This is a genomic window from Tritonibacter mobilis F1926 (assembly GCF_000376545.2).
GTDB lineage: Bacteria > Pseudomonadota > Alphaproteobacteria > Rhodobacterales > Rhodobacteraceae > Epibacterium > Epibacterium mobile.
The window spans coordinates 1,412,174-1,437,162 of the sequence record NZ_CP015230.1 but is presented as its reverse complement, the minus strand read 5'-3'; the positions used below and the strand labels follow the sequence as shown (position 1 = coordinate 1,437,162).

Annotated in this window: 21 protein-coding genes; 12 read left to right on the top strand and 9 right to left on the bottom strand. The window is 56.8% G+C overall.

Going from position 1 to position 24,989, the window contains the following annotated elements:
* The first annotated feature begins 24 nt into the window (after positions 1-24).
* The 4 genes from K529_RS06885 to K529_RS06870 all read left to right on the top strand — a co-directional run bounded on the left by K529_RS06885 (position 25) and on the right by K529_RS06870 (position 3,429).
* A complete protein-coding gene (locus K529_RS06885; RefSeq protein ID WP_040641415.1) occupies positions 25-657 on the top strand; it encodes a thiamine phosphate synthase in 633 nt (210 codons plus the stop codon).
* Positions 658-824: 167 nt separating this feature from the next.
* A complete protein-coding gene (locus K529_RS06880) occupies positions 825-1,733 on the top strand; it encodes a PfkB family carbohydrate kinase (protein ID WP_005611521.1) in 909 nt (302 codons plus the stop codon).
* Complete coding sequence (locus K529_RS06875) at positions 1,730-2,638, top strand: pseudouridine-5'-phosphate glycosidase (protein WP_005611524.1); 909 nt, start codon at positions 1,730-1,732, stop codon at positions 2,636-2,638. Before K529_RS06880 ends, K529_RS06875 begins: the two co-directional genes overlap by 4 nt.
* Positions 2,639-2,724: 86 nt before the next feature.
* Positions 2,725-3,429, top strand: a complete 705-nt coding sequence (locus K529_RS06870) for a DUF502 domain-containing protein (protein WP_005611526.1) — start codon at positions 2,725-2,727, stop codon at positions 3,427-3,429.
* A gap of 1 nt (position 3,430) precedes the next feature.
* Here K529_RS06870 and K529_RS06865 read toward each other — a convergent pair whose 3' ends face one another.
* Together K529_RS06865 and K529_RS06860 are read right to left on the bottom strand one after the other, a co-directional pair.
* Positions 3,431-4,459: a patatin-like phospholipase family protein gene (locus tag K529_RS06865; protein ID WP_005611528.1), complete on the bottom strand. Its 1,029-nt coding sequence runs from the start codon at positions 4,457-4,459 to the stop codon at positions 3,431-3,433.
* Positions 4,460-4,542: 83 nt separating this feature from the next.
* Positions 4,543-5,316: a 3-hydroxybutyrate dehydrogenase gene (locus K529_RS06860; protein WP_005611530.1), complete on the bottom strand. Its 774-nt coding sequence runs from the start codon at positions 5,314-5,316 to the stop codon at positions 4,543-4,545.
* A gap of 336 nt (positions 5,317-5,652) precedes the next feature.
* Between K529_RS06860 and K529_RS06855 the strand changes: the two genes are divergently transcribed.
* Both K529_RS06855 and K529_RS06850 read left to right on the top strand, forming a co-directional pair.
* Entirely contained in the window at positions 5,653-7,479 is a 1,827-nt protein-coding gene (locus tag K529_RS06855; protein WP_005611533.1) for an extracellular solute-binding protein, read from the top strand.
* A gap of 234 nt (positions 7,480-7,713) precedes the next feature.
* Positions 7,714-7,938 carry a hypothetical protein gene (locus K529_RS06850; RefSeq protein WP_005611535.1) on the top strand — a complete coding sequence of 75 codons (225 nt, stop codon included), beginning with the start codon at positions 7,714-7,716 and terminating at the stop codon, positions 7,936-7,938.
* Between the two features lie 20 nt (positions 7,939-7,958).
* Here the strand turns inward: K529_RS06850 and K529_RS06845 are convergent, their stop codons facing one another.
* Positions 7,959-8,588, bottom strand: coding sequence for a helix-turn-helix domain-containing protein (locus tag K529_RS06845; protein WP_005611536.1), 630 nt, complete (start codon positions 8,586-8,588; stop codon positions 7,959-7,961).
* Positions 8,589-8,666: 78 nt separating this feature from the next.
* Here K529_RS06845 and K529_RS06840 point away from each other — a divergent pair, with 78 nt between their 5' ends.
* From K529_RS06840 to K529_RS06830, 3 genes are all read left to right on the top strand, one after another.
* Positions 8,667-10,175: a class I adenylate-forming enzyme family protein gene (locus tag K529_RS06840; RefSeq protein WP_005611547.1), complete on the top strand. Its 1,509-nt coding sequence runs from the start codon at positions 8,667-8,669 to the stop codon at positions 10,173-10,175.
* Positions 10,176-10,178: 3 nt separating this feature from the next.
* A complete protein-coding gene (locus tag K529_RS06835; RefSeq protein ID WP_005611549.1) occupies positions 10,179-10,880 on the top strand; it encodes a DsbA family oxidoreductase in 702 nt (233 codons plus the stop codon).
* A 192-nt stretch (positions 10,881-11,072) separates the two neighbouring features.
* The gene (locus K529_RS06830; RefSeq protein WP_005611557.1) at positions 11,073-12,296 is read left to right on the top strand and encodes a multidrug effflux MFS transporter; all 1,224 of its coding nucleotides are present in this window, start codon (positions 11,073-11,075) and stop codon (positions 12,294-12,296) included.
* 83 nt (positions 12,297-12,379) lie between these two features.
* Here K529_RS06830 and mfd read toward each other — a convergent pair whose 3' ends face one another.
* Positions 12,380-15,835: a transcription-repair coupling factor gene (mfd, locus tag K529_RS06825; protein ID WP_005611560.1), complete on the bottom strand. Its 3,456-nt coding sequence runs from the start codon at positions 15,833-15,835 to the stop codon at positions 12,380-12,382.
* A 29-nt stretch (positions 15,836-15,864) separates the two neighbouring features.
* Positions 15,865-16,386, bottom strand: coding sequence for a hypothetical protein (locus tag K529_RS06820; RefSeq protein ID WP_005611563.1), 522 nt, complete (start codon positions 16,384-16,386; stop codon positions 15,865-15,867).
* Positions 16,387-16,564: 178 nt separating this feature from the next.
* Between K529_RS06820 and hemB the strand changes: the two genes are divergently transcribed.
* Entirely contained in the window at positions 16,565-17,563 is a 999-nt protein-coding gene (gene hemB, locus K529_RS06815; RefSeq protein WP_005611565.1) for a porphobilinogen synthase, read from the top strand.
* Positions 17,564-17,695: 132 nt separating this feature from the next.
* A complete protein-coding gene (locus tag K529_RS06810) occupies positions 17,696-18,268 on the top strand; it encodes a lipid-binding SYLF domain-containing protein (protein WP_005611569.1) in 573 nt (190 codons plus the stop codon).
* Between the two features lie 57 nt (positions 18,269-18,325).
* On the opposite strand, the gene K529_RS06805 is transcribed toward K529_RS06810, so the two are convergent.
* Positions 18,326-19,198 (bottom strand): NAD(P)-dependent oxidoreductase, encoded by an 873-nt coding sequence (locus K529_RS06805; protein WP_005611571.1) that lies wholly within the window; start codon positions 19,196-19,198, stop codon positions 18,326-18,328.
* 114 nt (positions 19,199-19,312) lie between these two features.
* On the opposite strand from K529_RS06805, the gene K529_RS06800 reads away from it, so the two are divergent.
* The gene (locus K529_RS06800) at positions 19,313-21,784 is read left to right on the top strand and encodes a penicillin acylase family protein (RefSeq protein ID WP_005611574.1); all 2,472 of its coding nucleotides are present in this window, start codon (positions 19,313-19,315) and stop codon (positions 21,782-21,784) included.
* 23 nt (positions 21,785-21,807) lie between these two features.
* On the opposite strand, the gene hflX is transcribed toward K529_RS06800, so the two are convergent.
* From hflX to K529_RS06785, 3 genes are all read right to left on the bottom strand, one after another.
* Positions 21,808-23,079: a GTPase HflX gene (hflX, locus tag K529_RS06795; RefSeq protein ID WP_005611577.1), complete on the bottom strand. Its 1,272-nt coding sequence runs from the start codon at positions 23,077-23,079 to the stop codon at positions 21,808-21,810.
* Positions 23,079-23,318 carry an RNA chaperone Hfq gene (gene hfq / locus K529_RS06790; RefSeq protein ID WP_005611588.1) on the bottom strand — a complete coding sequence of 80 codons (240 nt, stop codon included), beginning with the start codon at positions 23,316-23,318 and terminating at the stop codon, positions 23,079-23,081. The genes hflX and hfq overlap by 1 nt, the downstream gene beginning before the upstream one ends.
* Before the next feature lie 132 nt (positions 23,319-23,450).
* On the bottom strand, positions 23,451-24,989 hold the full coding sequence (locus tag K529_RS06785) for a TrkH family potassium uptake protein (RefSeq protein ID WP_005611591.1): 1,539 nt from the start codon (positions 24,987-24,989) through the stop codon (positions 23,451-23,453).

Sequence of the window (24,989 nt, the reverse complement as noted above, 5' to 3'; positions counted from 1 at the left end):
ATCATGCCAACAGGAGCCCTGACAATGGACAGCGCAGAGCAGACACCGGAGCAGCCGCAGATTTACCTGGTCACGCCGCCGAGCTTTGAGCTGGGGCAGTTCCCAGGGCAGCTCGCGCGTGTGCTGGATGAGATCGAGGTCGCCTGTGTGCGTCTGGATCTGGTGAGCCGCGATGAGGACACGTTGAGCCGCGCTGCCGATGCGCTGCGCGAGGTGACCCATGCGCGCGACATCGCACTTGTGATCTCTGACCATCAGATCCTTGCTGAGCGGCTGGGCTTGGATGGGGTGCACCTGTCGGATTCGTCGAAATCGGTGCGCAGCGCGCGCAAAGCGCTGGGAACAGAGGCCATCGTGGGCTGTTTCTGCGGTGCCTCCCGACACGAGGGCATCACCGCCGGTGAAGCTGGCGCGGATTACGTCTGTTTTGGTCCGGTCGGAACCTCCGGTCTGGGCGATGGTGCGATCGCTGAGGCGGAGCTGTTCCAGTGGTGGTCCGAAATGATCGAAGTCCCCGTGGTGGCCGAAGGCGGGCTCACCACCGAGGTTGTGCGCAAGATCTCTCCGATCACCGACTTCTTTGCTGTTGGAGAAGAGATCTGGCGGGAGGATGATCCTGTCGCCGCTATGAAAGCGCTTCAGGCAGCCATGAGCTGATCTCCCTCAGAGCGACCCAAAGCAAGGGGGCAGCCCCCTTATGACCAAGCTCGGCCCTGCGCCGAGCTATTTTTTGTGCATCCCGTCAAATGGTTCTGATATGAAGGCGATTGTCCCCGCTTGCGAATGTGCTTGCGGGGGGCGTTGAAAGGCGGCATGAGATCCATATGACTGAAAGCGCTGATTTTTCCAAACCTGATATCCTTTGCGTCGGCTCTGTCCTGTGGGACATAATCGGGCGAAGCACTATGGAGATGCAGCGCGGCTCTGACATGCCCGGTCGTATCACGCGCCTGCCCGGTGGCGTTGCCATGAACATCGCCATGACGCTGGCACGATTCGGGATGAAACCCGCCGTTCTGAGTGCCATTGGTCGCGATCCCGAAGGTGACGAACTGGTCACGGCCTGCGGTCATCTTGGCCTGATCACCGATTATCTCTACCGCTCCGAGGATCTGCCGACCGACCGTTATATGGCAGTCGAGGGGGCAAATGGCCTGATCGCGGCGATTGCGGATGCGCATTCGCTTGAGGCCGCAGGAGATAAGATCCTGCGCCCGCTGGTTGAGGGCCCTCTGGGCACCTCCGCGCAGCCCTTTGTTGGACCGATCGCGCTGGATGGAAACCTGAAGCTCGCGCTCCTTGATGACATCGCAACCCATCCGGCATTTGATGGCGCGGATTTGCGCGTGGCTCCGGCCTCACCGGGCAAGGCCGAGCGTCTGCGTCCGTTCCTGACCCATCAGCGCGGTACCCTCTATGTGAACTTAGAGGAAGCTGGCCTCTTGTGTCAGGACAGATTCACCGACAGTGAAACAGCAGCCCATGCGCTCCTGTCACGCGGTGCCGCCCGCGTTCTGGTCACCGATGGTGGACAATCCGCCACCGAAGCTGACGCCAGCGGTGGCCGCACCCAAGTTCCGCCACGCGTAACCGTCGCCCGGGTCACCGGCGCTGGCGATACGTTCATGGCAGCCCATATCGCTGCAGAAGCGCGGGGAGAAGATCGCGACAGCGCGCTCGCCTCTGCCCTTCATGCCGCTGCAACCTATGTATCCGGAGAACCACCCCTGTGATCGACATCACCTATTCCGCCGAAGTCGAAGCCGCCCGCGCTGAGGGCAAACCCATTGTTGCGCTCGAGAGCACCATCATCACCCATGGTATGCCTTACCCGCAGAACGTCGAAGTGGCGGCGCAGGTAGAAGCTGATATCCGCGCCGCTGGCGCAGTTCCCGCTACCATGGCGGTGATCAAGGGCACGCTGCATGTGGGGCTTGAGGCCGACACATTGCAATCTCTGGGTCAGGCCGAAGGTGTGGCAAAGATCTCGCGTGCAGATTTCGCCGCCTGCATGGCGTCGGGTGGCACCGGTGCCACCACCGTAGCTGCCACCATGATCGCTGCGCGCCTTGCGGGGATTTCCGTCTTTGCAACTGGCGGTATCGGCGGTGTTCATAAAGGGGCGGAAACCAGCTTTGACATCTCTGCCGATCTTCTGGAGCTGGCTCAGACCTCAGTGACCGTTGTCGCAGCTGGTGCAAAGGCAATCCTTGATGTGCCGAAAACGCTGGAAGTTCTGGAAACCCAAGGGGTTCCTGTGATTGCTTACGGTCAGGACAGCTTCCCTGCGTTTTGGTCGGCGACCTCTGATCTGAGCGCACCGCTGCGCATGGACAGCGCGGCCGATATTGCCCGCGCCCATTTCCTGCGTGGCGCGTTGGAGCTTCCCGGTGGTCAGCTGGTGGCAAACCCGATCCCTGCAGAAGAGCAAATTCCTGCTGAAGATCTGGCCCCCATCATTGCACAGGCGCAAAGCGAGGCTGATGCGCAAGGTGTAACAGGCAAGGATGTGACCCCCTTCCTGCTGCAGCGCATTTTTGAGCTGACCGAAGGTCGCTCTCTTGAGGCCAATATCGCTCTGGTGCGCAACAACGCCCGCCTTGCCGCAGAGATTGCAAAAGAATTGGCCAGACTTTGAGACAATCGCAACAGGCCGCATGTGAAAGCATTGTAGCTAGGGGCAACAATCCCTAACTTGCATGCGAGCCAATCAGACAGCAGAATATGAACACGCCATTTGACGAGACCCCGCCTCCGCCACGCCGTCCCGGGCTCTTTGCCCGGCTGCGGTCTTCCTTCCTGACGGGCATTGTTGTCATTGCACCGGTTGGATTGACCATTTGGCTATTATGGTCGGTGATGGGCTGGGTCGATGGCGTGGTCTTGCCCCTCGTGCCTCATACCTTCCAGCCCGAGCAATATATCGGCATCAATCTGCGCGGCGTTGGGCTGATCATCTTCCTGCTGTTCACCATCGTTGTGGGCTGGGTTGCCAAAGGCATCATCGGCCGGTCTTTGATTGGGTATGCCGAACAGCTTGTGGATCGCATGCCCGTCGTGCGTTCCATCTATTCTGGCATCAAACAGATCTCTGAAACGGTTTTCGCACAAAGTGAACGCAGCTTCGAAAAAGCCTGTCTGATCCAGTACCCGCGTCGTGGCATCTGGGCGATTGGCTTTATCTCGACAACCGCAAAAGGCGAGATCGTCAAACGCGCTGAAACCAGTGGACGGTTGATCAGCGTGTTTGTTCCGACAACGCCAAACCCGACATCGGGCTTCCTGCTCTACTTTCCCGAAGAAGATGTGGTTGAGCTGGACATGACCGTCGAGGACGCAGCGAAGCTGGTGATTTCTGCGGGCCTTGTCTATCCGAACGGCAAAGACCCGGTGGAGATCGCAAACGCCAAATCCGCAAAGGATCAGTAGGTCAGCCAAACATTTCGACCAGATCGACGGTCTGGCGCCGTCCTAGGTCATCAGAGTGTAGGTTAAGGAACCCATCCGCGGCCTCTCTGCCCGCGTCCTTCAGCATGTGCAGGATCTGCGGGATCGGGATGAGTTTTGTCGTGACCGACAGCCGCGTCATCAGGTCATCATCCGCAATCATATGAACCAGAACCCGTTTCATACGCCCTCGTTCCATGGTTCCGTCTGCGATCAACCTCTGAACAAAGGAGATCGCACGCAGCTCTCGCAGCAAGGAAGAGTTGAAGCTGATCTCATTCACCCGGTTCTGGATGTCATGTGCGGTTTTGGGAACCTCTTCACGCACCAATGGGTTGATATTCACCACCACGAGATCGTCAGGCAGTTGGTCTTGAAACAGCGGAAAAAGCGCCGGGTTGCCGGTGTACCCCCCGTCCCAGTAGGCCTCTGACTGACCTGTAGCAGGGTTTTCAATTTCGATTGCTTGAAACAGGTTGGGAAGACAAGCAGAGGCCAGAATCGCATCGGTCGAGATTTCTGTTCCGGAAAACACCCGCACTTTGCCGGTTTGTACGGATGTTGCGCAGATATAGAGATCAGGCCCCGCATCTGCGCAAACCGCACCGAAGTCGAACTGTTCGACCACCGGTCGCAGCGGGTTGCGGTAAAACGGGCCATAGGAGTAGGGCGAAACAGCCTGGCTGATGGCCTCCATTGGTGAGAATGGCGCCATCACCTTGAGCGCGTTGAGCAACGGCCCCGCGTCAAAGCCAGCTATCCAGTTGGCCATGCGCATATCGCCCACGGCCCCCATGCGCGCCCACAGCCGATCCAGCGCGGCCTTGGCGCCATCGCGCCCATCTCTGGCCATGCCCGCCTTGAAGGCCGCTCCATTGAGCGCCCCAGCCGAGGTCCCGGTTATGGCGGCAATCTCAATGTCCGAATCTTCCAATATCCGGTCAAGAACACCCCATGTGAACGCGCCATGTGCGCCGCCACCTTGCAGAGCCAGATTGATGCGTTTGACCATGTGCCGTCCTGTTATATGCGGTATAATTCACAAGCACCTGCCGGAACATACGGCCCGGCAGAGGCAGGTGAGATTTTGTCAGCTCAAAGCGCGGTCCAGCCGCCATCAACACTAATGGTGGTGCCAGTGATCTGCTTTGCAGCGTCAGAGCACAGGAAGTTCACCGTACCGCCCAGCTGCTCCACCGTTGCAAATTCGCGCGAAGGTTGGCGTTCAAGCATCACTTTCTTGATCACATCCTCACGGCTCATGTTGTATTTCTCCATGGTGTCAGGGATTTGCGCCTCAACCAGCGGGGTGAGAACATAGCCCGGACACACCGCATTGCAGGTGATCGGCTCCTCTGCGGTTTCCAGCGCCACGGTTTTGGTCATGCCGACGATCCCGTGTTTGGCGGCCACATAGGCAGATTTATAGGGCGAGGCCGTGAGGCCGTGCGCAGAGGCGATATTCAACACCCTGCCCCACCCGGCTGCGCGCATCTTTGGCAAAGCGGCTGCAATGGTGTGGAAGGCAGAGGTCAGGTTGATCGCAATGATCGCGTCCCACTTCTCAGTCGGGAAGGTGTCAATCGGCTCCACATGCTGGATGCCAGCGTTATTGACCAGAATATCGCACTGCCCGGCGTTTTCGATCAACGCACGGCACTGATCGGCCTTGGACATATCAGCCTGAATGTAGCGGGCCTCGACACCGAACTCCTTGGCGATCTCGGCAGCAATGGCGTGGTCTTCGTCGCGATCTGTAAAGGAGTTCAAAACGACATTGGCACCAGCTTTGGCCAACTCCCGAGCGACACCCAAACCGATTCCGGAGTTGGACCCGGTGACGACGGCGGTTTTACCTTTGACGGACATGAGCATTCCTCTGCGATATCGTACGTGAAATTTGCGGCAGCTTTGCATGCTGCAAGCGCAAAATAAACGCCTCATCGCTGGGAAAATTCCTCAGCAGGCCTCAACCACTCGGTTTTTTGTTCAAATGAAGGTGCGCCCGTAAAAAGAAAAAAACGCCGGCACGAAGCCGGCGTTCAGTTATTGAGGCAGGTTTCATACAGGCAAGAAACCTATCGAGCAGTGAGTCTGTTATAAGCAATTTCCGGCCTCGGTCCAAGCTAAAAGTTTGAACTCCCCTCAAGGCCCGGATAGCTTCGGGGCTTATGAAAATAAGGGCAGCGCAGGATTGTTCTCAAAATGAGACCATTATTTTTCTCATCTATCCGGTCGACAATGACCGGAATCGCACTTCTGGCGAGTGCGACTCTCGCATCCGCAGAATCAGCCCATGGTATTGCCATGTATGGCGATCCGGCTCTGCCGCGTGGGTTTAAATCGCTTCCTTATGTAAATCCGGATGCACCTAAAGGCGGTACGGTCGTTTTTGGAAACTTGGGCGGATTTGACTCGCTCAATCCATTTACACAAAAAGGCAATCCGCCGTGGCAAATGCGGTTTTGGGGTTACGAGAGTTTGATGGGGCGGTCTTATGACGAGCCATTTTCACTCTATGGGTTGCTCGCCGAATCGATTGAAACGCCCGAGGATCGCTCTTGGGTCGAATTCACGCTGCGCGAAGAGGCGCGATTCTCTGACGGAAGCCCAGTGACAGTCGAGGACGTCATTTGGTCCTACGAAACCCTCGGCACCGAGGGTAACCTGCGGTATCGCGGGTTCTGGACCAAGGTGGACAAGATTGAAAAAACCGGCCCGCGCAGTGTCCGCCTCACCTTTAATGTCGAAGACCGTGAGCTTGCGTTAATCGCAGGATTGCGACCGATCTTGAAAAAAGCACAGTGGGAAGGGCGCGACTTTGCGGATGCGGCACCGGATGAGGCGCCTCTGGGCAGTGCGCCTTATGTGGTGAGCGATTTTGAGCTGGGTCGCTCGATCACATTCACCCGCAACCAAGACTACTGGGGTAAAGATCTGCCGCTGCGCCAAGGCACGAATAACTTTGACGAAATGCGGTTGGAGTTCTTTGGCGACCAGACCGTGCTGTTTGAAGCCTTCAAGGCGGGCGAGTTGTCTGCTGTGCGTGAATTCAATGCCGCCAAGTGGAGTAGCGACTATAACTTTGCGCGGGTGCAAAACGGTGCGGTCATCAAGACCGAAATTCCAAATCAAAAACCCTCTGGCATGACAGGTTTGGTGATGAATACCCGACGCGCCCCGCTCGACGACTGGCGCGTGCGTCAGGCGCTGATTGAGGCCTTCAACTACGAGTTCATAAATGACACACTGACCGGTGGGCGGTTGCCGCGCATCACCTCGTATTTCTCCAACTCTTACCTGTCGATGCAGCCCGGCGCCGCCACTGGACGGGTGGCCGCGCTGTTGGATCCTTACAAAGATGAACTGCTTCCCGGCACTTTGGAGGGGTATGAGCTGCCCGTCAGTGACGGCAGCGAGCGCAACCGCGCCAATCTGCGTCGCGCCCGTGGCCTCCTGCAGGATGCGGGATGGACCGTCGAAGAGGGCGTGCTTCAAAACGCCGAGGGCGAACCGATGCATCTGAAGGTCCTGCTCCAGCACGGCAATCTTGGTGAAGCCGAGATGCAGAAGGCCGTCGAAATCTATGCCAATGCGCTCTCGCGCCTCGGGATCACGATGACCGCCGATCTGGTCGACAGTGCCCAATATGTCGAGCGGCAGAATGCCTATGAATTTGATCTGACCTTCTTTCGCCGCTCACTGTCGCTGAGTCCCGGCAATGAACAGATGCTGTATTGGGGCAGCGACGGTGCGGATCTGCCCGGCTCCCGCAACCTGATGGGAATGAACAGCGCCGCTGCAGAGGCCATGATCAAGCATATGCTGACGACGAAATCGTCGGATGAGTTTATCGCGGCGACTCGCGCTTTGGACCGGGTGTTGACCGCCGGGCGCTATGTGATCCCCATCTGGCAATATGCCAAGAGCCGGATCGCGCATGACTCGCAGCTTCGCTACCCAATGCGCATTCCGATTTATGGAGATGGCGAATACTACATGCCTGAAGTCTGGTGGCAGGCATCAGAGTAACCCTCAAACCGGCCCACTGGGCCGGTTTTTTTACGCGACATAAAGAACTTACCGCGTACTCGGCCTCGAAAATTTGACCTCAAAACACCTGTTCTCGCAGACCGGTCCGATATCTTTCGGTCAGCATCTCCTCGCCGAATGTTTCAAAACCTTCAAATTTCGCTGACAGGCTTATACTTTCTTGCTAGATTTGCGTCTGTAAGTTCGAATTGTGTCCCAGATGCGAGTGTCCCGATGATGAATTGCACTGAATTCGACCTGGCGCGCAGCCTGCCACGCCTACGACAGCGGTTCCCCGGTCTTGTCGTGGACCAGATGCTCAGCGCCCAGACCCAAGCCGATGACCTGATCCGGGCGCTTGCGGCATCACAAGGTATATCAATGACAGAAGCCCGCGAAGAGATGCGGGATTTTCTTTATCTGGAGAGCCTGAGAGCCGAACTCAGCATGCCCAGCTAGCGCCTCAGGGCGTTGACGCTTCAGACCTGAACCAGCGAGGTGACCCAGAGGATGGTTGCATCGTCAGAGCTGACGGAAATCACATTGTGCCCCATCGCGCCGTCGTAATAGGCGCTGTCGCCACGCCGCATTTCCACTGGTTCGTAGAATTCCGTGTAGAGCTTAACGACACCCGTCAGCACATACATGAACTCTTCGCCATCATGGCGCACCCAGCCATCGAATTCATCCATGGAACGCGCCCGGACCCGCGCGCGATACGGCAGCATGTTTTTGCGTGTCAGCCCGTCCGCGAGCAACTCATGCTCATAGGTGGCAGTCGCATGTGCGGAACCCTCGCCAAACTTGGTGACGATCATCCGCCCGTTGACCTGATCGCGCTGTGGCGGTGTAAACAGCTGCGGCACTGAAATCTGCAAGCCCACCGCCAGCTTCTTGAGCGCCTCATAAGTGGGCGACATCTGACCGTTCTCGATCTTGGACAGCGTCGAACGCGCAAGCCCTGCCTGACTGGCGGCATGTTCCAAGGTCCAGTCACGTTGTTTGCGTAGCTCTCGCACCCGCGCCCCCAGATCGAGGGCTTCCGGCGCGCTCTGCTCGCCATTGGCGTGAGCGATGGAGATCAGTTTCTTCGGATCGCGTTCTTGCATGAAAACCCTATAAGTCTGCGACGTGAGCCTTGCAACGCTCACTTGCCCGAATTTATCTCGCAGGTTAGGCATTTCATCATGCTTTCCATTTTTGACAATGGCGGCCCACCAGCCTGCCCCGCGCCTTTTAATCTTGCAGCCTATGTTCTGCAGCATGCTGAGGCACGCGCAGAGCATCCCGCTATCCTGATATCGGGGAACAAGGACGATCAGATCTGGTCCTATGCGGCGTTTTCTGCCGCCGTGCGCGGTACCGCAACCGGCCTGCTCAATTCCGGTTTTAATACGGGCGATATCTTATTGATGCGGATGGGAAATACGATTGATTTTCCAATTGTTTTCCTGGCCGCTATCAGCGTTGGGATCATCCCTGTTCCCACATCTGCGCAACTGACACCCCGAGAGGTCGAACGCATTGCGCGCGACCTCAATCCTGCTGGTGTCGTTTCCGCACCGGGGATCAGCACCATTTCACATGATCGTCAGCTATCGCTGCCGGACTTGCAAAAGATGCGCGACTGCGCGGCTGCCGACTTTGTGCAAAGCGACCCAAACCAGCTTGCCTATATCGTCTATACTTCGGGCACCGGAGGGACACCACGAGCGGTTGGACATGCGCATCGGGCGATCTGGGCGCGCCGTATGATGATCCGAGATTGGTACGACCTTCGGCCGCAGGATCGCCTGCTGCACGCTGGTGCTTTCAATTGGACCTTCACACTTGGGACCGGGATCATGGACCCGCTGTCCGTTGGCGCCACGGCAGTTATTCCTGCCGCGGATACAGATCTGGCTGGCTTGCCTGAGATTTTAGCCCGAACAGAAGCCTCTATATTTGCCGCAGTGCCCGGTGTTTACAGGAAGATCTTAAAATCAGAGACCCTTCCCAAACTGCCCGCTTTGCGCCATGGGCTAGCCGCAGGCGAGAAGCTCTCAACCGATATCAGGACGCAATGGCAGACCCGCGTTGGCACCGCCATTTACGAGGCGTTTGGGATGTCGGAGTGCTCGACTTTCATTTCGTCCGCGCCCCATCGCCCTGCAGAGCCCAAAAACCTTGGCACACCACAGATCGGGCGCCGGATTTCGATCCTCGGTGAAGACGGCCCTGTTCCCATTGGAACTGAAGGCATCATCGCAATCCACCGTGACGACCCCGGCCTGATGATCGGCTACATCAACGCACCTGAGGAAACCCGCGCGCGTTATGCCGGCGATTGGTTTTTGACCGGTGATCGCGGGATCATGCAGGAGAGCGGCCAGATCACCTATTGTGGCCGAAACGACGACATGATGAATGCGGGCGGCTATCGCGTGTCCCCCTTGGAAGTCGAGGCCATCTTCGCCAACCATCCCGCGCTTATGCAGTTCGCCGTTGCGGAGGTTGAGGTGAAACCTGGCGTTCGCATCATCGCAGGTTTCTACAAGGGTCGCGACGATGTGACCGAACTGGATCTGCATGCTTTTGCACAGGAGCGGCTTGCAGAGTACAAGCGCCCCAAAACTTACAAACGCCTGGCCGAGTTTCCAACAAACCCAAATGGCAAACTCCTGCGCCGCGCCCTGCCCGATCTGTTTAAGGACTAAACCATGACCCAACCGCTTGCGCATGTGAAACTCGATATCTTGTCCGATCCAATCTGCCCGTGGTGCTATATCGGCAAGACTCATCTGGATCGCGCGCTGGCGGATGCGCCCGACCACCCGTTTGTCGTGGAATGGCACCCGTTTCAGCTCAACCCCGACATGCCAGAGGGCGGCATGGATCGGCGGACCTATCTGGAAACGAAATTTGGTGGCAAAGACAATGCGGTAAAGGTCTACGCTCAGATCGCAGACCACGCACGCGAAGCCGGTGTGGAGATCAATTTCGAAGCGATGCAACGCACGCCAAACACGATCAACGCTCATCGCCTGATCCACTGGGCCGGACTGGAAGCAAAGCAATCCGCAATCGTGGATGCGCTGTTTCAAGCCTATTTTGTCGACGGCAAAGATATCGGCGACACCAAGGTGCTCGCGGATCTGGCCGAACACGTTGGGATGGAACGCGCTGTCGTCGAGAAACTCTTGGAAGGCGATAATGACATCGAGGAGATTCGCTCTCGCGATGCGCATTCCCGAAAGATGGGCGTTAATTCGGTTCCCACTTTCATCTTAGCCAATCAACATGTGGTCCCCGGCGCGCAGCAACCAGAGCTTTGGGCTCAGGTCATAGCGGATATTCGCTCACAGCTTAGCGAGCCGGCGCAGAGTGCCGAAAATTCTGAACCAAACGGTTCAACACATTAAAAGCACTATCGTTTTTATGGTTTCGACGGATGAGCGGACCCGGCGATCTGTCTCGGGCGCACAGGTCTTTGTGCGCGCATTTAACAGTTGAACCACTTTCCGGCCCGAAAGATCCGTGTTAGCGCCATACTTGCCGGTGGTCGAACCCGGAGCAATGTCCGCTCCCGTTCTTGCCTCCGTGAGAGGTTACACATGATTGAAACACGCAAAAAAGCACTGTCGCAGGGCGAATTTATCGCCATGATCGCCATGATGTTCGCCACAATTGCTTTCTCGATTGATGCGATGCTGCCCGCCTTGCCGGATATTGGCGCTACTCTGAGCCCGGATGATGTAAATCAAGCTCAATTGATTGTTACATCCTTTGTGATGGGTATGGGGCTTGGAACCTTCTTTACCGGCCCATTGTCCGATGCCTTTGGCCGTAAACCGGTGATCTTTGTCGGATGCAGCCTTTATTGTCTCGGCGCGCTCGCCTCCTATTTCAGCCAGTCGCTCGAAACCATTCTCTTTTCGCGCCTCCTGATGGGGCTAGGTGCAGCCGCGCCACGCGTCGTTGCGCTTGCGATTGTTCGCGATCTCTATGTCGGTCGTGACATGGCGCGGATCATGTCGCTTGCGATGATGGTCTTCACCCTGGTTCCCGCATTTGCTCCGCTTTTGGGTAGCGGGATTATCGCCATCTCCAGCTGGCGCGGTATCTTTGCCGCTTTTGCTGTGTTCTCGCTGATCACAGTCCTTTGGATGGGGGTGCGCCTCGAAGAACCGCTGAAGAAAGAAAGCAGACGTCCGTTCCGCCTGCCGCAACTGATCGGTGCCCTACGAGAGATGGTCAGCCATCCAACCGTGCGCCTATCAATCCTCGCACAAACGTTCTGCATGTCCATGTTGTTCACTGTTATCATCATGGTACAGCCCGTTTATGATGTGGTCTTTGACCGCGGAGAGAGCTTTCCGTTCTGGTTCATGATTGTTGCGCTGATGGCCGGTACCGCCAGCCTGCTGAATGCGTCGCTCGTTGGACGTGTTGGGATGCGGCGCATGGTGACATGGGCTTTGGGCGCGCAGATCGTGATCAGCACAGCAATGTTCGCTCTGACGGGGCTGTCGCTGAGCGATCCAATGAGCTTCTATATTTTTGTGTTCTGGCAGACGAGCGTGTTCTTCATGGTTGGGCTGACACTTGGAAACCTGAACGCCATCGCGATGGAACCGATGGGTCATATCGCGGGCATGGCCGCATCGGTTATGGGAGCGATCTCAACCGTGGCTGCGGCATTCATTGCCGCTCCGATCGGGTTGTTGTTCGATGGAACCGTTGTGCCGATGGTTGGCGGCGTTCTGTGCACTGCAGCTCTCGCCTTTGCGGTAATGGTCTGGATGGGCCGCGTTGAGGCGATGACGGCCCCCGCATAAACAATAAAAGCCCCTCGCTGTCGGAACCTGCGAGGGGCTTTTTATATTTTTACAACGCGTTGCGTGACATTTATAAGGCGAATTCAGGCCGTCTTGGCTTTCTTACGTTCTGCCACGATCTTCTCTGCCAGATCCCGCGCAATTGCAAACGCACCTTTGATCTTATCGCTGTCTTTACGCCAGTCACGGCGAACAACGATCTTATTATCCTTCACCTTCGCCAAACCATCCTGCGACTGAATGAACTCGACCAGGCCTTGCGGAGAGGCGAACTTGTCGTTGTGGAACTGAATGGTCGCGCCTTTGGGCCCGCCATCCAGCTTGGCAATACCGGCCTTTTTGCACATCGCCTTAATCCGAACAACCAGCATCAACGTGTTGACCTCCTTAGGCAATTTCCCAAATCGGTCAATCAGCTCGGCGGCAAACCCTTCCAGTTCGACTTTTGTTGTCAGTGACGACAGACGGCGGTAGAGCCCCAGTCGCACGTCCAGATCTGGAACATAGGCTTCTGGGATGAGAACCGGCACCCCAAGATTAATCTGCGGCGCCCATTGTTCATCCCCCTCGACCAGCCCCTCGACCTCTCCGGATTTGATCTTGGCGATCGCCTCTTCCAGCATCGACTGGTAAAGCTCATAGCCAACATCGCGCATCTGGCCGGACTGTTCTTCCCCCAGCAAGTTACCTGCACCTCGGATATCAAGGTCCTGAGATGCAAGAGTAAATCCTGCGCCTAGGGTGTCGAGAGATCCCAAAACACGCAGACGTTTTTCTGCGCTATCGGTCAGCTTCTGGCGCGGTTTTGTCGTAAGATACGCATAGGCTCGCGTCTTCGAGCGTCCAACACGCCCCCGGATTTGATAGAGCTGAGCCAACCCGAACATATCTGCGCGATGCACCACCATCGTATTGGCAGTCGGGATATCGAGACCAGATTCCACAATCGTCGTCGCCAGCAGGACATCGTATTTCCCGTCGTAAAAGGCGTTCATCCGGTCGTCGAGTTCCCCTGCCGCCATCTGACCGTTTGCCACCACATAGCTAAGCTCCGGCAGTTGCTCCTGAAGGAAGGCCTCAATTTCCGGCAAATCCGAGATCCGCGGCACCACGTAGAAACTCTGCCCGCCGCGATAGTGTTCCCGCAGCAGCGCCTCGCGGATGGTGATGGCATCGAACTCCGTCACATAAGTGCGAATGGCAAGGCGATCCACGGGCGGTGTGCCAATAATCGAAAGATCACGCACCCCTGTAAGGCTAAGTTGAAGTGTGCGCGGGATTGGGGTTGCGGTCAGGGTGAGCACATGAATGTCGGATCTGAGCTGTTTCAGGCGCTCCTTGTGAGCCACGCCAAAGTGCTGTTCCTCATCAATGATCAGAAGGCCCAGATTTTGAAAGCGAATGTTCTTGGCCAGCAACGCATGGGTACCGACAACGATATCAACCGTACCTTTGGCCAAACCCTCGCGCGTTTGACTGGCTTCCTTTGCCGGAACAAACCGCGACAACTGCCTGACTTCTAAAGGAAATCCGCGAAATCTCTCCTTGAAACCGGCCGCGTGCTGACGCGCGAGCAATGTGGTCGGGGCGACAATGGCGACCTGTAGTCCAGACATTGCTGCGACAAAGGCGGCACGCATCGCCACTTCTGTCTTACCAAAGCCCACATCGCCGCAGATCAGGCGATCCATCGGCTGGCCAGAGTTCAGATCGTTCATCACGTCCTCAATGGCGCGCAGCTGATCGTCGGTTTCCTGATAAGGGAACCGTGCCGAAAACTCCTCCCATGCGTGCGGCGGTGGATCCATGGCTGGCGCTTTGCGCAAAGCGCGTTCGGCGGCAATACGGATCAATCGATCCGCCATCTCGCGAATACGCTCCTTCAGGCGTGCCTTTTTGGCCTGCCATGCGCCGCCGCCAAGTTTGTCCAACAGCCCTTCGTCATGACCGTATTTCGACAGCAGTTCGATATTCTCAACAGGCAAATAGAGCTTTGATTCTTCAGCATATTCTAGCAACAAACATTCATGTGCTGCACCGGCGGCTGTGACCACCTCCAGCCCGATGTAACGACCAATGCCGTGATCGACATGAACAACAAGATCCCCCGGAGAGAGCGATTGCGCCTCGGTCAGGAAATTCTCGGCTTTGCGGCGGCGTTTGGGTTTTCGGATGAGGCGATCACCGAGCACGTCCTGCTCGGAAATTACCGTCATATCAGGCGCTTCGAACCCGTGCTCCAGCGCCCAGACGGCCAGATGCAGGCCCGCTTTGCCAATCCTGCGCCCATCAGCAACCGCTATTGTTTCAGCCAGCCCTTCATCTTCAATCAGGCCGCTCAACCGTTCGCGTGCACCTTCTGAATAAGAAGCGACGACCACCGGCCCTTTGGTCAGCTTTGCTTTGATATGGTCCGCCAAGGCACCAAAAAGGCTGATGTTTTCCTGTTGGCGCTCAGGCGCAAAGTTGCGTCCGATGCGTCCGCCAGCATCCACCACGCCGGGACCAGACGCCTGCGGCAGGGGATGAAACTGCACCGCGCGGTGCGCGCTGATCTGGTCGCTCCATGCGGTCTCATCAAGGTACAGGTTCTTTGGGGGTGTCGGCTTATAGACCGAATCCATCCGCCCCTTGGTATCCATCGCGATTTTGCGGGTTTCATATTGGTCAACGATACTGTCCCAACGCGCCACCCGCGCAGGCGTCAGTTGATCATCCAATGTGACCGTGGCTCCGGGCAGATAGTCGAACAATGTCTCCAACCGCTCATGGAAAAACGGTAGCCAGTGCTCCATCCCCTGATGTTTGCGACCGGCACTTACGGCCTCATAGAGCGGATCATCACTGCCTGCTGCCCCAAACTCAATGCGGTAGTTCTGGCGAAAACGCGTGATTGCGGCCTCGTCGAGGATGACCTCAGACACTGGGGCCAGCTCCACCAGATCGAGTTTTTCTGTTGTACGTTGGGTGGCGGGATCAAACCGTCGCGCACCATCCAAAGTATCGCCGAACAGATCCAACCGCACCGGGCCGCTCTCACCGGGTGGGAAGATATCGATAATGCCGCCACGCACAGCGTAATCACCGGGTTCCATCACAGTTGGGCTTTGTGAAAACCCCATACGAACCAAGAACTTGCGGAGTGCATCTTCATCTATTCTGGAATTCACGCGCGCAGAGAACGCAGCCTCTTTCAGAACTTCCCGCGCCGGGACACGTTGCATGGCTGCGTTGAGCGTGGTGAGCAAGATGAACTGCTGTGGCAGCCCATGCACCAAAGCCGCAAGCGTCGCCATCCGCGCCGCAGAGATATCTGCGTTTGGAGACACGCGATCATACGGCAGGCAATCCCAGCCGGGAAAAATGACAACGGGGACGTCAGGTGCAAAAAACCGCAGCGCGGATCGCATTGCCTCCATCCGTTTGTCATCGCGCGCGATATGCAGCACCGGCTTACCACCGCGCGCCATTTCCTTCAGAACCAGACGCGCGTCGAACCCTTCGGGCGCGCCCCCCATGACGACGGATTGCTGTGACATGAGTCTTCCTTGTTCTTCGTGTTCGCCGCTCAGCCGAGCACGCCGATTGTCAAATTTTGATACATACCCCAAAGGGCTGTCACAAAGATGGACGCGACACCAACCAATTGGATCATAATCCGGGTGTGCGTCAGCCTCTTGCGCAGAGCTTCGTCATCGTGAGGTGCGCGCAATGCTCGTGCAGTGCGCAAATTAATGAACCCCACGATATACATCGGCAGCAACATCAGCACCACGGCTTGCGCAAATTCAACGTGATACACAAACCCGAGCATCAGCAATGTCGTCACTGCAAAAAACGCAAATGCTGTCAGGATAAATCCTGATACATCAGCGATATATATCAATCTGCTCACCTGGATACGAACAGCATCCTGCAAATCTTGCGCCGCCTCGCCACCGTGTTTCGCGGCCCGTCCAACCATATCAAAGGGAACACCAAGTACCCAATGGCTGGCTGAAGACCATAACACCGCCAGCGCGATCCAGTACCACAGATTAGAAAACGACCGAAGGTCAATCAGTTCGAAGATGATACTAAACAGATCCAAGGCGCGTTTATTCCCTGATAGGTTATTGTCCGTGGTGCATATCTGCGCACCCGCCCTGTATCCATCGCCACGCCCTGCGACACAAGTACTGCTGCGTCAGAAATGCGCGGTTCGGGCACTTGTGAAACACCTCTGTTCCATGCAACCCATAAGCACCAGAACAGTGTAAGAGACCCAGATGCCCTACGTCAGCGCGCCTTTCCCCGCTTCCCGCCCTCGTCGCCTGCGTGCCTCAGCCGCAGTGCGCAACCTGACGCGAGAGAATGAACTGTCGGTGAATGATTTGATCTGGCCCGTTTTTGTACGCGACGGAGAAGGTATCGAGGAACCCGTTCCCTCCATGCCCGGCGTGGTGCGTCGATCCGTGGATAAAGTCGTGGAGGCCGCGATTGAGGCGCATGCGCTCGGCATTCCGGCGATTTGCCTCTTTCCGTATACTGATCCCTCTTTAAAAACAGAGGATTGCGCTGAGGCGTGGAACCCCGAAAATCTCTGCAACCGGGCCATTCGTGGGATCAAGGCAGCGGTACCTGACCTTGCGGTGATGACCGACGTGGCGCTCGATCCCTATAACATCAACGGGCATGATGGTTTTGTGATCGATGGCAAAATTCGCAATGACGAAACCGTTGAGGCCCTGGTCAAGATGACGATGGCCCAAGCCGACGCTGGTGCCGATATCATCGGTCCTTCAGATATGATGGATGGTCGTATTGGCGCGATGCGGTCCGCGCTTGAGAGCAAGGGATTTCAAAACGTTACGATCCTATCTTATTCCGCAAAATACGCCTCCGGGTTTTATGGCCCGTTCCGTGATGCGGTGGGAGCATCGGGCGCGCTGACCGGGGATAAGAAGACCTACCAAATGGACCCAGCCAATACCAATGAAGCCATGCGTATGATCGCCCGCGACCTGCGCGAAGGGGCGGATATGGTCATGGTGAAACCCGGTCTGCCATATCTCGATATCTGTCACCGTGTAAAAGAAGAGTTCTCGGTTCCCACCTTCGCCTATCAGGTCTCTGGCGAATACGCGATGATCCAGGCCGCTGCGCTCAATGGCTGGATCGATGGTGAGAAAGTCATGCTAGAAAGCCTGATGGCCTTTCGCCGTGCCGGTTGCGATGGTGTATTGACATATTTCGCCCCGCAAGTGGCCCGGTTGCTGAACGGATAAGTGGCACGGCAGGTTCCCCCGGCAGGAACCTGCTCAATTTGACAGTCTTCGACATGACAGCCACGCGGATTATGCATATAGTGTCGCCAAACAAGGCGTAATAAGCGCTAAATTCCATGAGCAGGTATCAAAATGGACACTTCTAAATCTCGTCTTTCCCGACGTGCGTTTACCGCATCCGGTCTCGCCGCCATTGGTGCAACCGCTGCGTGTAGCAATGGTATTGGCAACACAAACGATGTGAAAATCGACGCACGAGTGAATGCAACGCTCAACCAAATGTATGACCGTTATCCCGGCACACGGGATCTTGCCAGTAAATCTGCCGGTATGCTGGTGATGCCGCTCGTCACTGAGGCCGGGTTTATTTTTGGCGGGGCCTATGGACGCGGTGCGCTGCGGATCAATGGTGCGACAGTTGATTACTACGCCGCTCTCAAGGGCAATGCCGGTCTGCAAATGGGCGCGCAGCAATATTCGCATGTGCTGTTCTTTATGACCGATGCCGCTTTGGCCCGCTTCCGCCGCTCCTCCGGTTGGACCGCCGGTGCAGATCTTGAATATGTCGTGATGGATGAAGGCGATGCATTGACCGCTGACACCAACACGCTGACGGCGCCGGTTGTTGCTGCGGTGTTTGGTCAGGCAGGCATTCGCATCGGCGCCACCATCGAAGGCTCCAAATACACACGCATCATCCCCTGATATTCATAAATATCAGACGGATAAAAGCCTCCCTTCATTTAGGGAGGCTTTGTTGTTTCAGCCCATCGCGCGCAGACGTTTGATAAGCGAAGAGGTGTCCCAACGGCCACCGCCGAGCTTTTGCACGTCCTTGTAGAACTGATCGACGAGCGCGGTCACCGGCAGGCTCGCGCCAATATCATCTCCTGTGTCGAGACAGATCCCTAGATCCTTGCGCATCCAGTCCACCGCAAAACCATGATCAAAATGATCGTCAAGCATGGTCTCATAACGATTGGCCATTTGCCAACTGCCTGCGGCTCCCTGGCTGATCACCTCAACCACCGCACGCCCATCAAGACCTGCTTTTTCTGCAAAATGCAGCGCTTCGCTTAGACCCTGTACCAGACCTGCAATTGCGATCTGGTTGCACATTTTGGTCATCTGACCCGCACCGCTCTCGCCGATACGGCGGCAAATGCGTGAATAGGCCTCCATGACGGGGGCCGCCTTGTCAAAATGATCAGCGTCTCCACCGCACATGATCGACAAGACACCGTTTTCGGCACCCGCCTGGCCGCCGGAAATAGGTGCGTCGACAAAACCGACCCCTGATTTTTGTGCAGCGCTATAAAGCTGCGCAGTCACTTGCGCCGAGACGGTGGTATGATCGACAAAGATTGCTCCCGCCTGCATTTCCGCAAAAGCACCGTCATCGCCCAAACAGACTGACCGCAGATCATCATCGTTGCCCACACAGGCCATCACGAAATCCGCACCTTCCGCGGCTGATTTGGGTGTCGGCGCGAAACTGCCGCCTGTCTCGCTTGCCCAACGTTCCGCCTTTGCGCTTGTACGGTTGTAAACGGTTACAGAATGCCCTGCCTTTTGCAGATGTGCCGCCATTGGATAGCCCATGACGCCCAATCCAAGGAACGCAATTTTTGCCATGTCCTTTCCCCCTGTTCTGTCTTCGCATATGTTGGCGCCAACCCTAGCAGCACCGGCCTAAAGCGCAATGCGGCTTGGCAACAAACACCGAAATACCAAGGGAATAGACAACGAATGGCACGCCTTTTCCGCTGGCTTCTACGCCTGACAGCCGGCACGATTCTGCTTGGGGTTCTGGGGGCGATCCTGGTCTATTTTTTGGCGGCGCAAAGCCTGCCGGAGTATAATAAGGAAATCGCCCTGCCCGGCCCCACTGCTCCGGTCGAGATTGTGCGCGACAATGCCAATGTCCCCCATATTTTTGGCAGCTTTGGTGCCTCGGATGAGGATGTGTTTTTTGGGTTGGGCTATGCCCATGCGCAAGACCGGCTCTGGCAGATGGCCGTGATGCGACGGACTGCCCAAGGGCGTTTGTCTGAAGTATTCGGCCCACGCACCGTTAAAACAGACAGTTTTTTGCGCCGCCTTGATCTCTACGGCGCGGCGCGCAGTTCCGTATCCTCACAAAGCCCCGAAGCTTTGCGCGCGCTGACGGCTTATTCTGCGGGCGTCAATGCGCGCCTTCAGGAAGTGAACGAGAATGCTCTTGGTCGTGGCGCACCGGAAATGTTCCTGTTCAACATGCCGATTGCGCCATGGCAGCCTGCTGACAGTATCGCGATTATGAAACTGATGGCGGTGCAACTGTCTTCGAACATGCAAGAAGAAATCCTGCGCGCCCAAACCTCGATCGCGCTGGATGACCCCAAACGGCTGCTTGATATCCTGCCGGATGCGCCGGGTTCTGGCACAGCTACGTTACCGGAATACACCAGCCTGTTTCCGGGGTTGGACGGCCTCAACTTGGCTGACCCGCAATATGCCGCACTGATGCCAGTTGCCCCGCGCGGCCTTGGCGGCGCCTCCAATGCATGGGCTGCGGCGCCCAGCCGATCCGCTGCGGGTGGCACCCTGCTTGCAAACGATCCGCATATGACCCTGACCGCGCCGGGCACATGGTATCTGGCGCGGCTCGAACTCGGCACGGGTGGCGTGATCGGTGGCACGATTCCGGGTATTCCAGCGGTGCTGACCGGGCGGTCGCAAAAAATGGGTTGGGGCCTGACATCATCCTATCTGGACGATCAGGATCTGTTTATCGAGAAGATCAACCCTGACAATCCGCAAGAATACCTGACCCCGAACGGCTATCAGGAATTCACGTCTCGTCCCTCTATCGTTCAGATCAAGGGCAATGCACCGCTCACGCTGACACTGCGATGGACGGAAAATGGGCCCGTGTTGCCCGGCTCATTATTTGATCTCGCCTCGATCACGCCTCCCGGCCATGTGGTGAGCCTTGGCTGGACGGCCCTGTCGCGCGAAGACACATCCATTACGGCGGCGCTGGACTTGATGCGATCTGAGAATGTGCGGCAAGCCATTAACGCCGGAGAGAAATTCATCGCGCCCTCGCAGAACGTAACGCTTGCGGATCAAGAGACCATCGCGCTGAAAACCATCGGTGTGATGCCCGACCGCGATCTGCGCAACCAAAGCCAGGGCCGCTTGCCCAATCAAGGATGGCGGCGTGAAAACCGCTGGCAAGGGCGGCTGCCCTATGCGGCCAACCCAGAGTTTGTCTCCCCCAGCGGCGGTATTCTCGGCAATACCAACAACAAGCTGCTCGAGCGCCCTTTTCCGAACCATGTGACCTACGCATGGGGCGACACCCAGCGGATCAATCGTTGGCGCAAATTGATGCAAGGACGTGAGGTCCATACCCGCGACAGCTTTATCGAAGCGCAGCTTGATACGGTGTCATACAGTGCTCAGACCCTCTTGCCGCTGATTGGCGCAGATCTTTGGTTCACTGGCGAAGCCGCTGCGGATGGCACGCCAGAGCGACAACGCCATATCGCGCTGTCCCTGCTGGCGGAGTGGAACGGCGAGATGAACGAACATCTGCCCGAACCATTGATCTACGCAAGCTGGGTCCGTGCTTTGCAAAAACGCCTGATCGAAGATGATCTTGGCCCGTTGGCTGATGCATATACCCGAGTAGAGCCATTGTTCTTGGAACGCGTGTTCCGCAATGTAGATGGCGCGTCGGCCTGGTGCGATGTCGCGCAAAGTGCACCGATCGAAAGCTGCACCGATATGGCACGGCTCGCACTGGATGACGCGCTGGTCTATATCAGCGAGAATTACGGCAGCACGCTCGAGAGTCTGCGCTGGGGGGATGCCCATCAGGCGACCCAAGATCACGAAGTTCTAGGCGATGTGCCGTTGCTGCGGTATTTCGTGAATATTCGCCAATCCACCAGCGGTGGAGACAACACCCTGCAGCGCGGTTTGACTTCCGGTGAGGAGCCAGAGCCCTTTAATAATGTGCATGGGGCCGGTTATCGCGGCGTCTACGATTTTGCCGATCCGGACAGTTCCGTCTTTATCATCGCCACCGGACAATCGGGCCATTTCCTGTCGCGCTACTATGACGACATGGCGCAATACTGGCGTCGCGGCGAATATATTCCGATGTCTCTGGATGAAAATCTGGCGCGGGCTGCCGCAGTCGGCGTCACACGCATTTTGCCGCGTGACTGATCGCGCAAGAGAATACGCAGCGCCTAGAGCGCTGCGTATTGTGCTTTTTGCTTGTCGGTCCAGCGTACGGAAATCTCAAACCCTGTATCGGTTTGCTCTTCCTCTTGGACCACATCCTGTTTGAACAACCATGCGCGCTGCTTGCCTTGTGAAAAATCGAGGTGCAGCACCTCATGATGACGCACGCCCTGCAATTTCAGCGCGATGTCATTCAGAAGTTCCGGCAAGCCCTCACCGGTGATCGCAGAGATCGCATATAGCTCCTCGCTACGCTCAGCGCGTTGGCGACAGGCATCTGCGTCCTCTTCTGAGAGTTGATCGATCTTGTTCCAGACCTCAATCAACGCGCGATCCTCATCCACACCGAGGGAATTGAGGATCTGCTCCACATCTTCGGCCTGATTTTCGGTGTCGCTGTGACTGATGTCGCGTACATGCAGGATCACATCCGCCGCCAGCACTTCCTCCAGTGTCGCACGGAAGGAGGCGACCAGCTCAGTCGGCAGATCAGAGATAAAGCCCACCGTGTCAGACAAGATCACTTCGGGTCCGTCGGGCAACTCGACACGGCGCATGGTCGGGTCAAGCGTGGCAAAGAGCATATCTTTGGCCATAACATCTGCACCCGTTAACCGGTTGAACAGCGTGGATTTTCCCGCGTTGGTATAGCCCACAAGCGCAACAATCGGATATGGGATCTTGGCCCGCGCCGCACGGTGCAGCGTCCGGGTTTTCACTACCTTATCGAGCTGGCGACGCAACCGCACAAGTTGCTCGTCAATGGCGCGGCGGTCAGCCTCGATCTGTGTTTCGCCGGGGCCGCCGACGAAGCCAAGTCCACCGCGCTGACGTTCCAGGTGAGTCCAGGCCCGAACCAATCGCGTCCGCTGGTAGCTGAGCGCAGCCATCTCCACCTGCAATACCCCCTCACGGGTGCGCGCACGATCTGAGAAGATTTCCAAAATCAGACCGGTCCGGTCCAAAATCTTCACCTTCCAGGCTTTTTCCAAATTGCGCTGTTGGACCGGGCTGACTGGGCCATCAATCAGGACCAGTTCCACCTCCTCCGCCGTGAACAGCGTCTTCAGCTCTTCGATCTTGCCGGAACCAAACAGCATACCGGGATGCGCCTTGGGCAAACCCACGACTTTCGCCCCGACCACTTCGAGGTCGGGGAGTGCAGCGGCAAGCGCCACACCCTCTTCGAGCGCCGTAACAGCGTTGCGACGATCCCTGTCTGACTTGATATCCGGATGCAGGACCCAGGCGCGGGTCTGCTTCCTATCATGCTCCATCAATTGGAGTCTTCACCCTCATAGAGACTGATCGGCTGGGCCGGCATGATGGTCGAAATCGCATGCTTATACACAAGCTGCGACTGGCCATCGCGGCGCAGCAGCACACAGAAATTGTCAAACCAGGTGATCACACCCTGCAGCTTCACACCGTTGATCAGAAAGATTGTGACTGGAACTTTTGTTTTGCGAACGTGGTTCAGGAAAGCGTCCTGAAGATTCTGTCTGTCCGAAGCCATTTGCTTATTATCTCGCCTTTGTTCTTGTTACGCGCTGCGGCCCAACGCGTCCCTTATGTCGAGTATGGACGCAGATTTAGCGGGTTTCCACCCGAAAAACGTCACTTTTCCACATGACTTAGCCAGTTTGTGTCAGTTGCGCCAGAGATTGGGCGACAGAAGCGCAATAATGGCCAGCGTTTCAAGACGCCCCAAAACCATTGCGAAACACAAGATCAGCTTTGCAGGCGCATCCAACAGGTTCAGCTCAATCGGAACCTGCCCGGCCGCCTCGATCAGCGGACCAGTTGTGGACAATCCCGCAACGGCGAGAATCATCGCCTGTTCAAATGGAATGCCAAAGGCTGACAGCGCCACCGAGATCAGCGTAAGCGACAGTGCGAACAACATGAAAAAGATCCACGCTACAAAAGCACCGTTGCTCTGCAGTCGTCTGTTTCCACGCCCTTCTCCGCTGACAGATGACGGCAGGACCAATCGCTCCATTTCACGCAGACCATTGAGGTAGAGCGCATAAACACGCAGCAGCTTTACGCCCCCCGCAGTGGTGGCAACACCGCCGCCCATCACCGCCAGCCCTAGCAGGATCATTCCCGGTGTTTCCAACCCGGACCATTCCTGCGCGCTGAACCAATAGGCGCTTTCGAATCCGTTGGTGGTCAGAAACGAGGTGACGGTGAACAGCGCGCCCCAAAAGGACGCCAGCGCCATGGTCCAATCGTCCGATGCATTGACCTCCAGCGCAGCAATCCAGTGGCGCAAAAACAAAAGCATCGGCACGCCGATGATGATCAGCATGCCGGTCCGGAACTCGGGATCTTTGTCGAGACGCCCATGCCCAACCGCGACCGTATCGCTGGAAAATGTCAGGCGCGACAAGGCAAACAGCAGGAAGAGGAACATCACCATCTCACCTGCAAGTCCCGATTGAGCTGCGCCAATTCCGCCAATCGGCGAAAGACCAGAGGTCGCCATAATCGACATCGCATGGCTCACCGCGACCAGCCCACTCTCGCCACAGAGCATCAGCAAAAGCGCCAATGCGAAGGTCAGCCCCGCGTAAACAGGTGCCAGCGCCCGGGTTACAAGGATCAGCTTACGGCGCGGATCGGGACGCTGGCTTTCGCGCAAAATCGCATCACTGCGGCCAGGCTCGGCGCGGGTTGTGACCTCAAACCCGCCAAGCGACAACGGCGCCAGAACTGCAGATGCCGCGATCCACATGAACATGCCACCCAGCCACGCGACCAATACGCGCCACAGATGCACCGATTGCGGCACTCGTCCGGGACGATCAAAGATATCCGCGCCGGTGGTAGTCAACGCACTAACCATATCGAAGTAGGCGTTCAGGTAGCTTGTGTTTTGCAAAGCATCCTGCAGTGGAATCGCAAGGTACAGGGGCAAAAACACAAAGGTTGCCAGCAAGGTCATCAACTGGCCGGGCATCCCATATCGCGGCACTCGATTCGAAATCGACAACCCCACGAACGTCACCAAGGTCAGCCCAACGATCCCGGAATAAAAGAAACTCTGCGAGGTTTGGTGGTCGTCCACGATCACCGCATACACAGCCGGGATCCACATGGCGATTGCAAACACCCCCCAGATGAGCAGCAACAGCGGCAACCGCAAGATACCGCGGACTTGGGACAGGGGACGGCGCTTCAT

Coding starts and splice junctions, on each gene's coding strand:
- K529_RS06885 (WP_040641415.1), top strand. CDS start 25: ATGGACAGCGCAGAGCAGACACCGGAGCAGCCGCAGATTTACCTGGTC.
- K529_RS06880 (WP_005611521.1), top strand. CDS start 825: ATGACTGAAAGCGCTGATTTTTCCAAACCTGATATCCTTTGCGTCGGC.
- K529_RS06870 (WP_005611526.1), top strand. CDS start 2,725: ATGAACACGCCATTTGACGAGACCCCGCCTCCGCCACGCCGTCCCGGG.
- K529_RS06865 (WP_005611528.1), bottom strand. CDS start 4,459: ATGGTCAAACGCATCAATCTGGCTCTGCAAGGTGGCGGCGCACATGGC.
- K529_RS06860 (WP_005611530.1), bottom strand. CDS start 5,316: ATGTCCGTCAAAGGTAAAACCGCCGTCGTCACCGGGTCCAACTCCGGA.
- K529_RS06855 (WP_005611533.1), top strand. CDS start 5,653: ATGAGACCATTATTTTTCTCATCTATCCGGTCGACAATGACCGGAATC.
- K529_RS06850 (WP_005611535.1), top strand. CDS start 7,714: ATGATGAATTGCACTGAATTCGACCTGGCGCGCAGCCTGCCACGCCTA.
- K529_RS06845 (WP_005611536.1), bottom strand. CDS start 8,588: ATGCAAGAACGCGATCCGAAGAAACTGATCTCCATCGCTCACGCCAAT.
- K529_RS06840 (WP_005611547.1), top strand. CDS start 8,667: ATGCTTTCCATTTTTGACAATGGCGGCCCACCAGCCTGCCCCGCGCCT.
- K529_RS06835 (WP_005611549.1), top strand. CDS start 10,179: ATGACCCAACCGCTTGCGCATGTGAAACTCGATATCTTGTCCGATCCA.
- K529_RS06830 (WP_005611557.1), top strand. CDS start 11,073: ATGATTGAAACACGCAAAAAAGCACTGTCGCAGGGCGAATTTATCGCC.
- mfd (WP_005611560.1), bottom strand. CDS start 15,835: ATGTCACAGCAATCCGTCGTCATGGGGGGCGCGCCCGAAGGGTTCGAC.
- hemB (WP_005611565.1), top strand. CDS start 16,565: ATGCCCTACGTCAGCGCGCCTTTCCCCGCTTCCCGCCCTCGTCGCCTG.
- K529_RS06810 (WP_005611569.1), top strand. CDS start 17,696: ATGGACACTTCTAAATCTCGTCTTTCCCGACGTGCGTTTACCGCATCC.
- K529_RS06805 (WP_005611571.1), bottom strand. CDS start 19,198: ATGGCAAAAATTGCGTTCCTTGGATTGGGCGTCATGGGCTATCCAATG.
- K529_RS06800 (WP_005611574.1), top strand. CDS start 19,313: ATGGCACGCCTTTTCCGCTGGCTTCTACGCCTGACAGCCGGCACGATT.
- hflX (WP_005611577.1), bottom strand. CDS start 23,079: ATGGAGCATGATAGGAAGCAGACCCGCGCCTGGGTCCTGCATCCGGAT.
- hfq (WP_005611588.1), bottom strand. CDS start 23,318: ATGGCTTCGGACAGACAGAATCTTCAGGACGCTTTCCTGAACCACGTT.
- K529_RS06785 (WP_005611591.1), bottom strand. CDS start 24,989: ATGAAGCGCCGTCCCCTGTCCCAAGTCCGCGGTATCTTGCGGTTGCCG.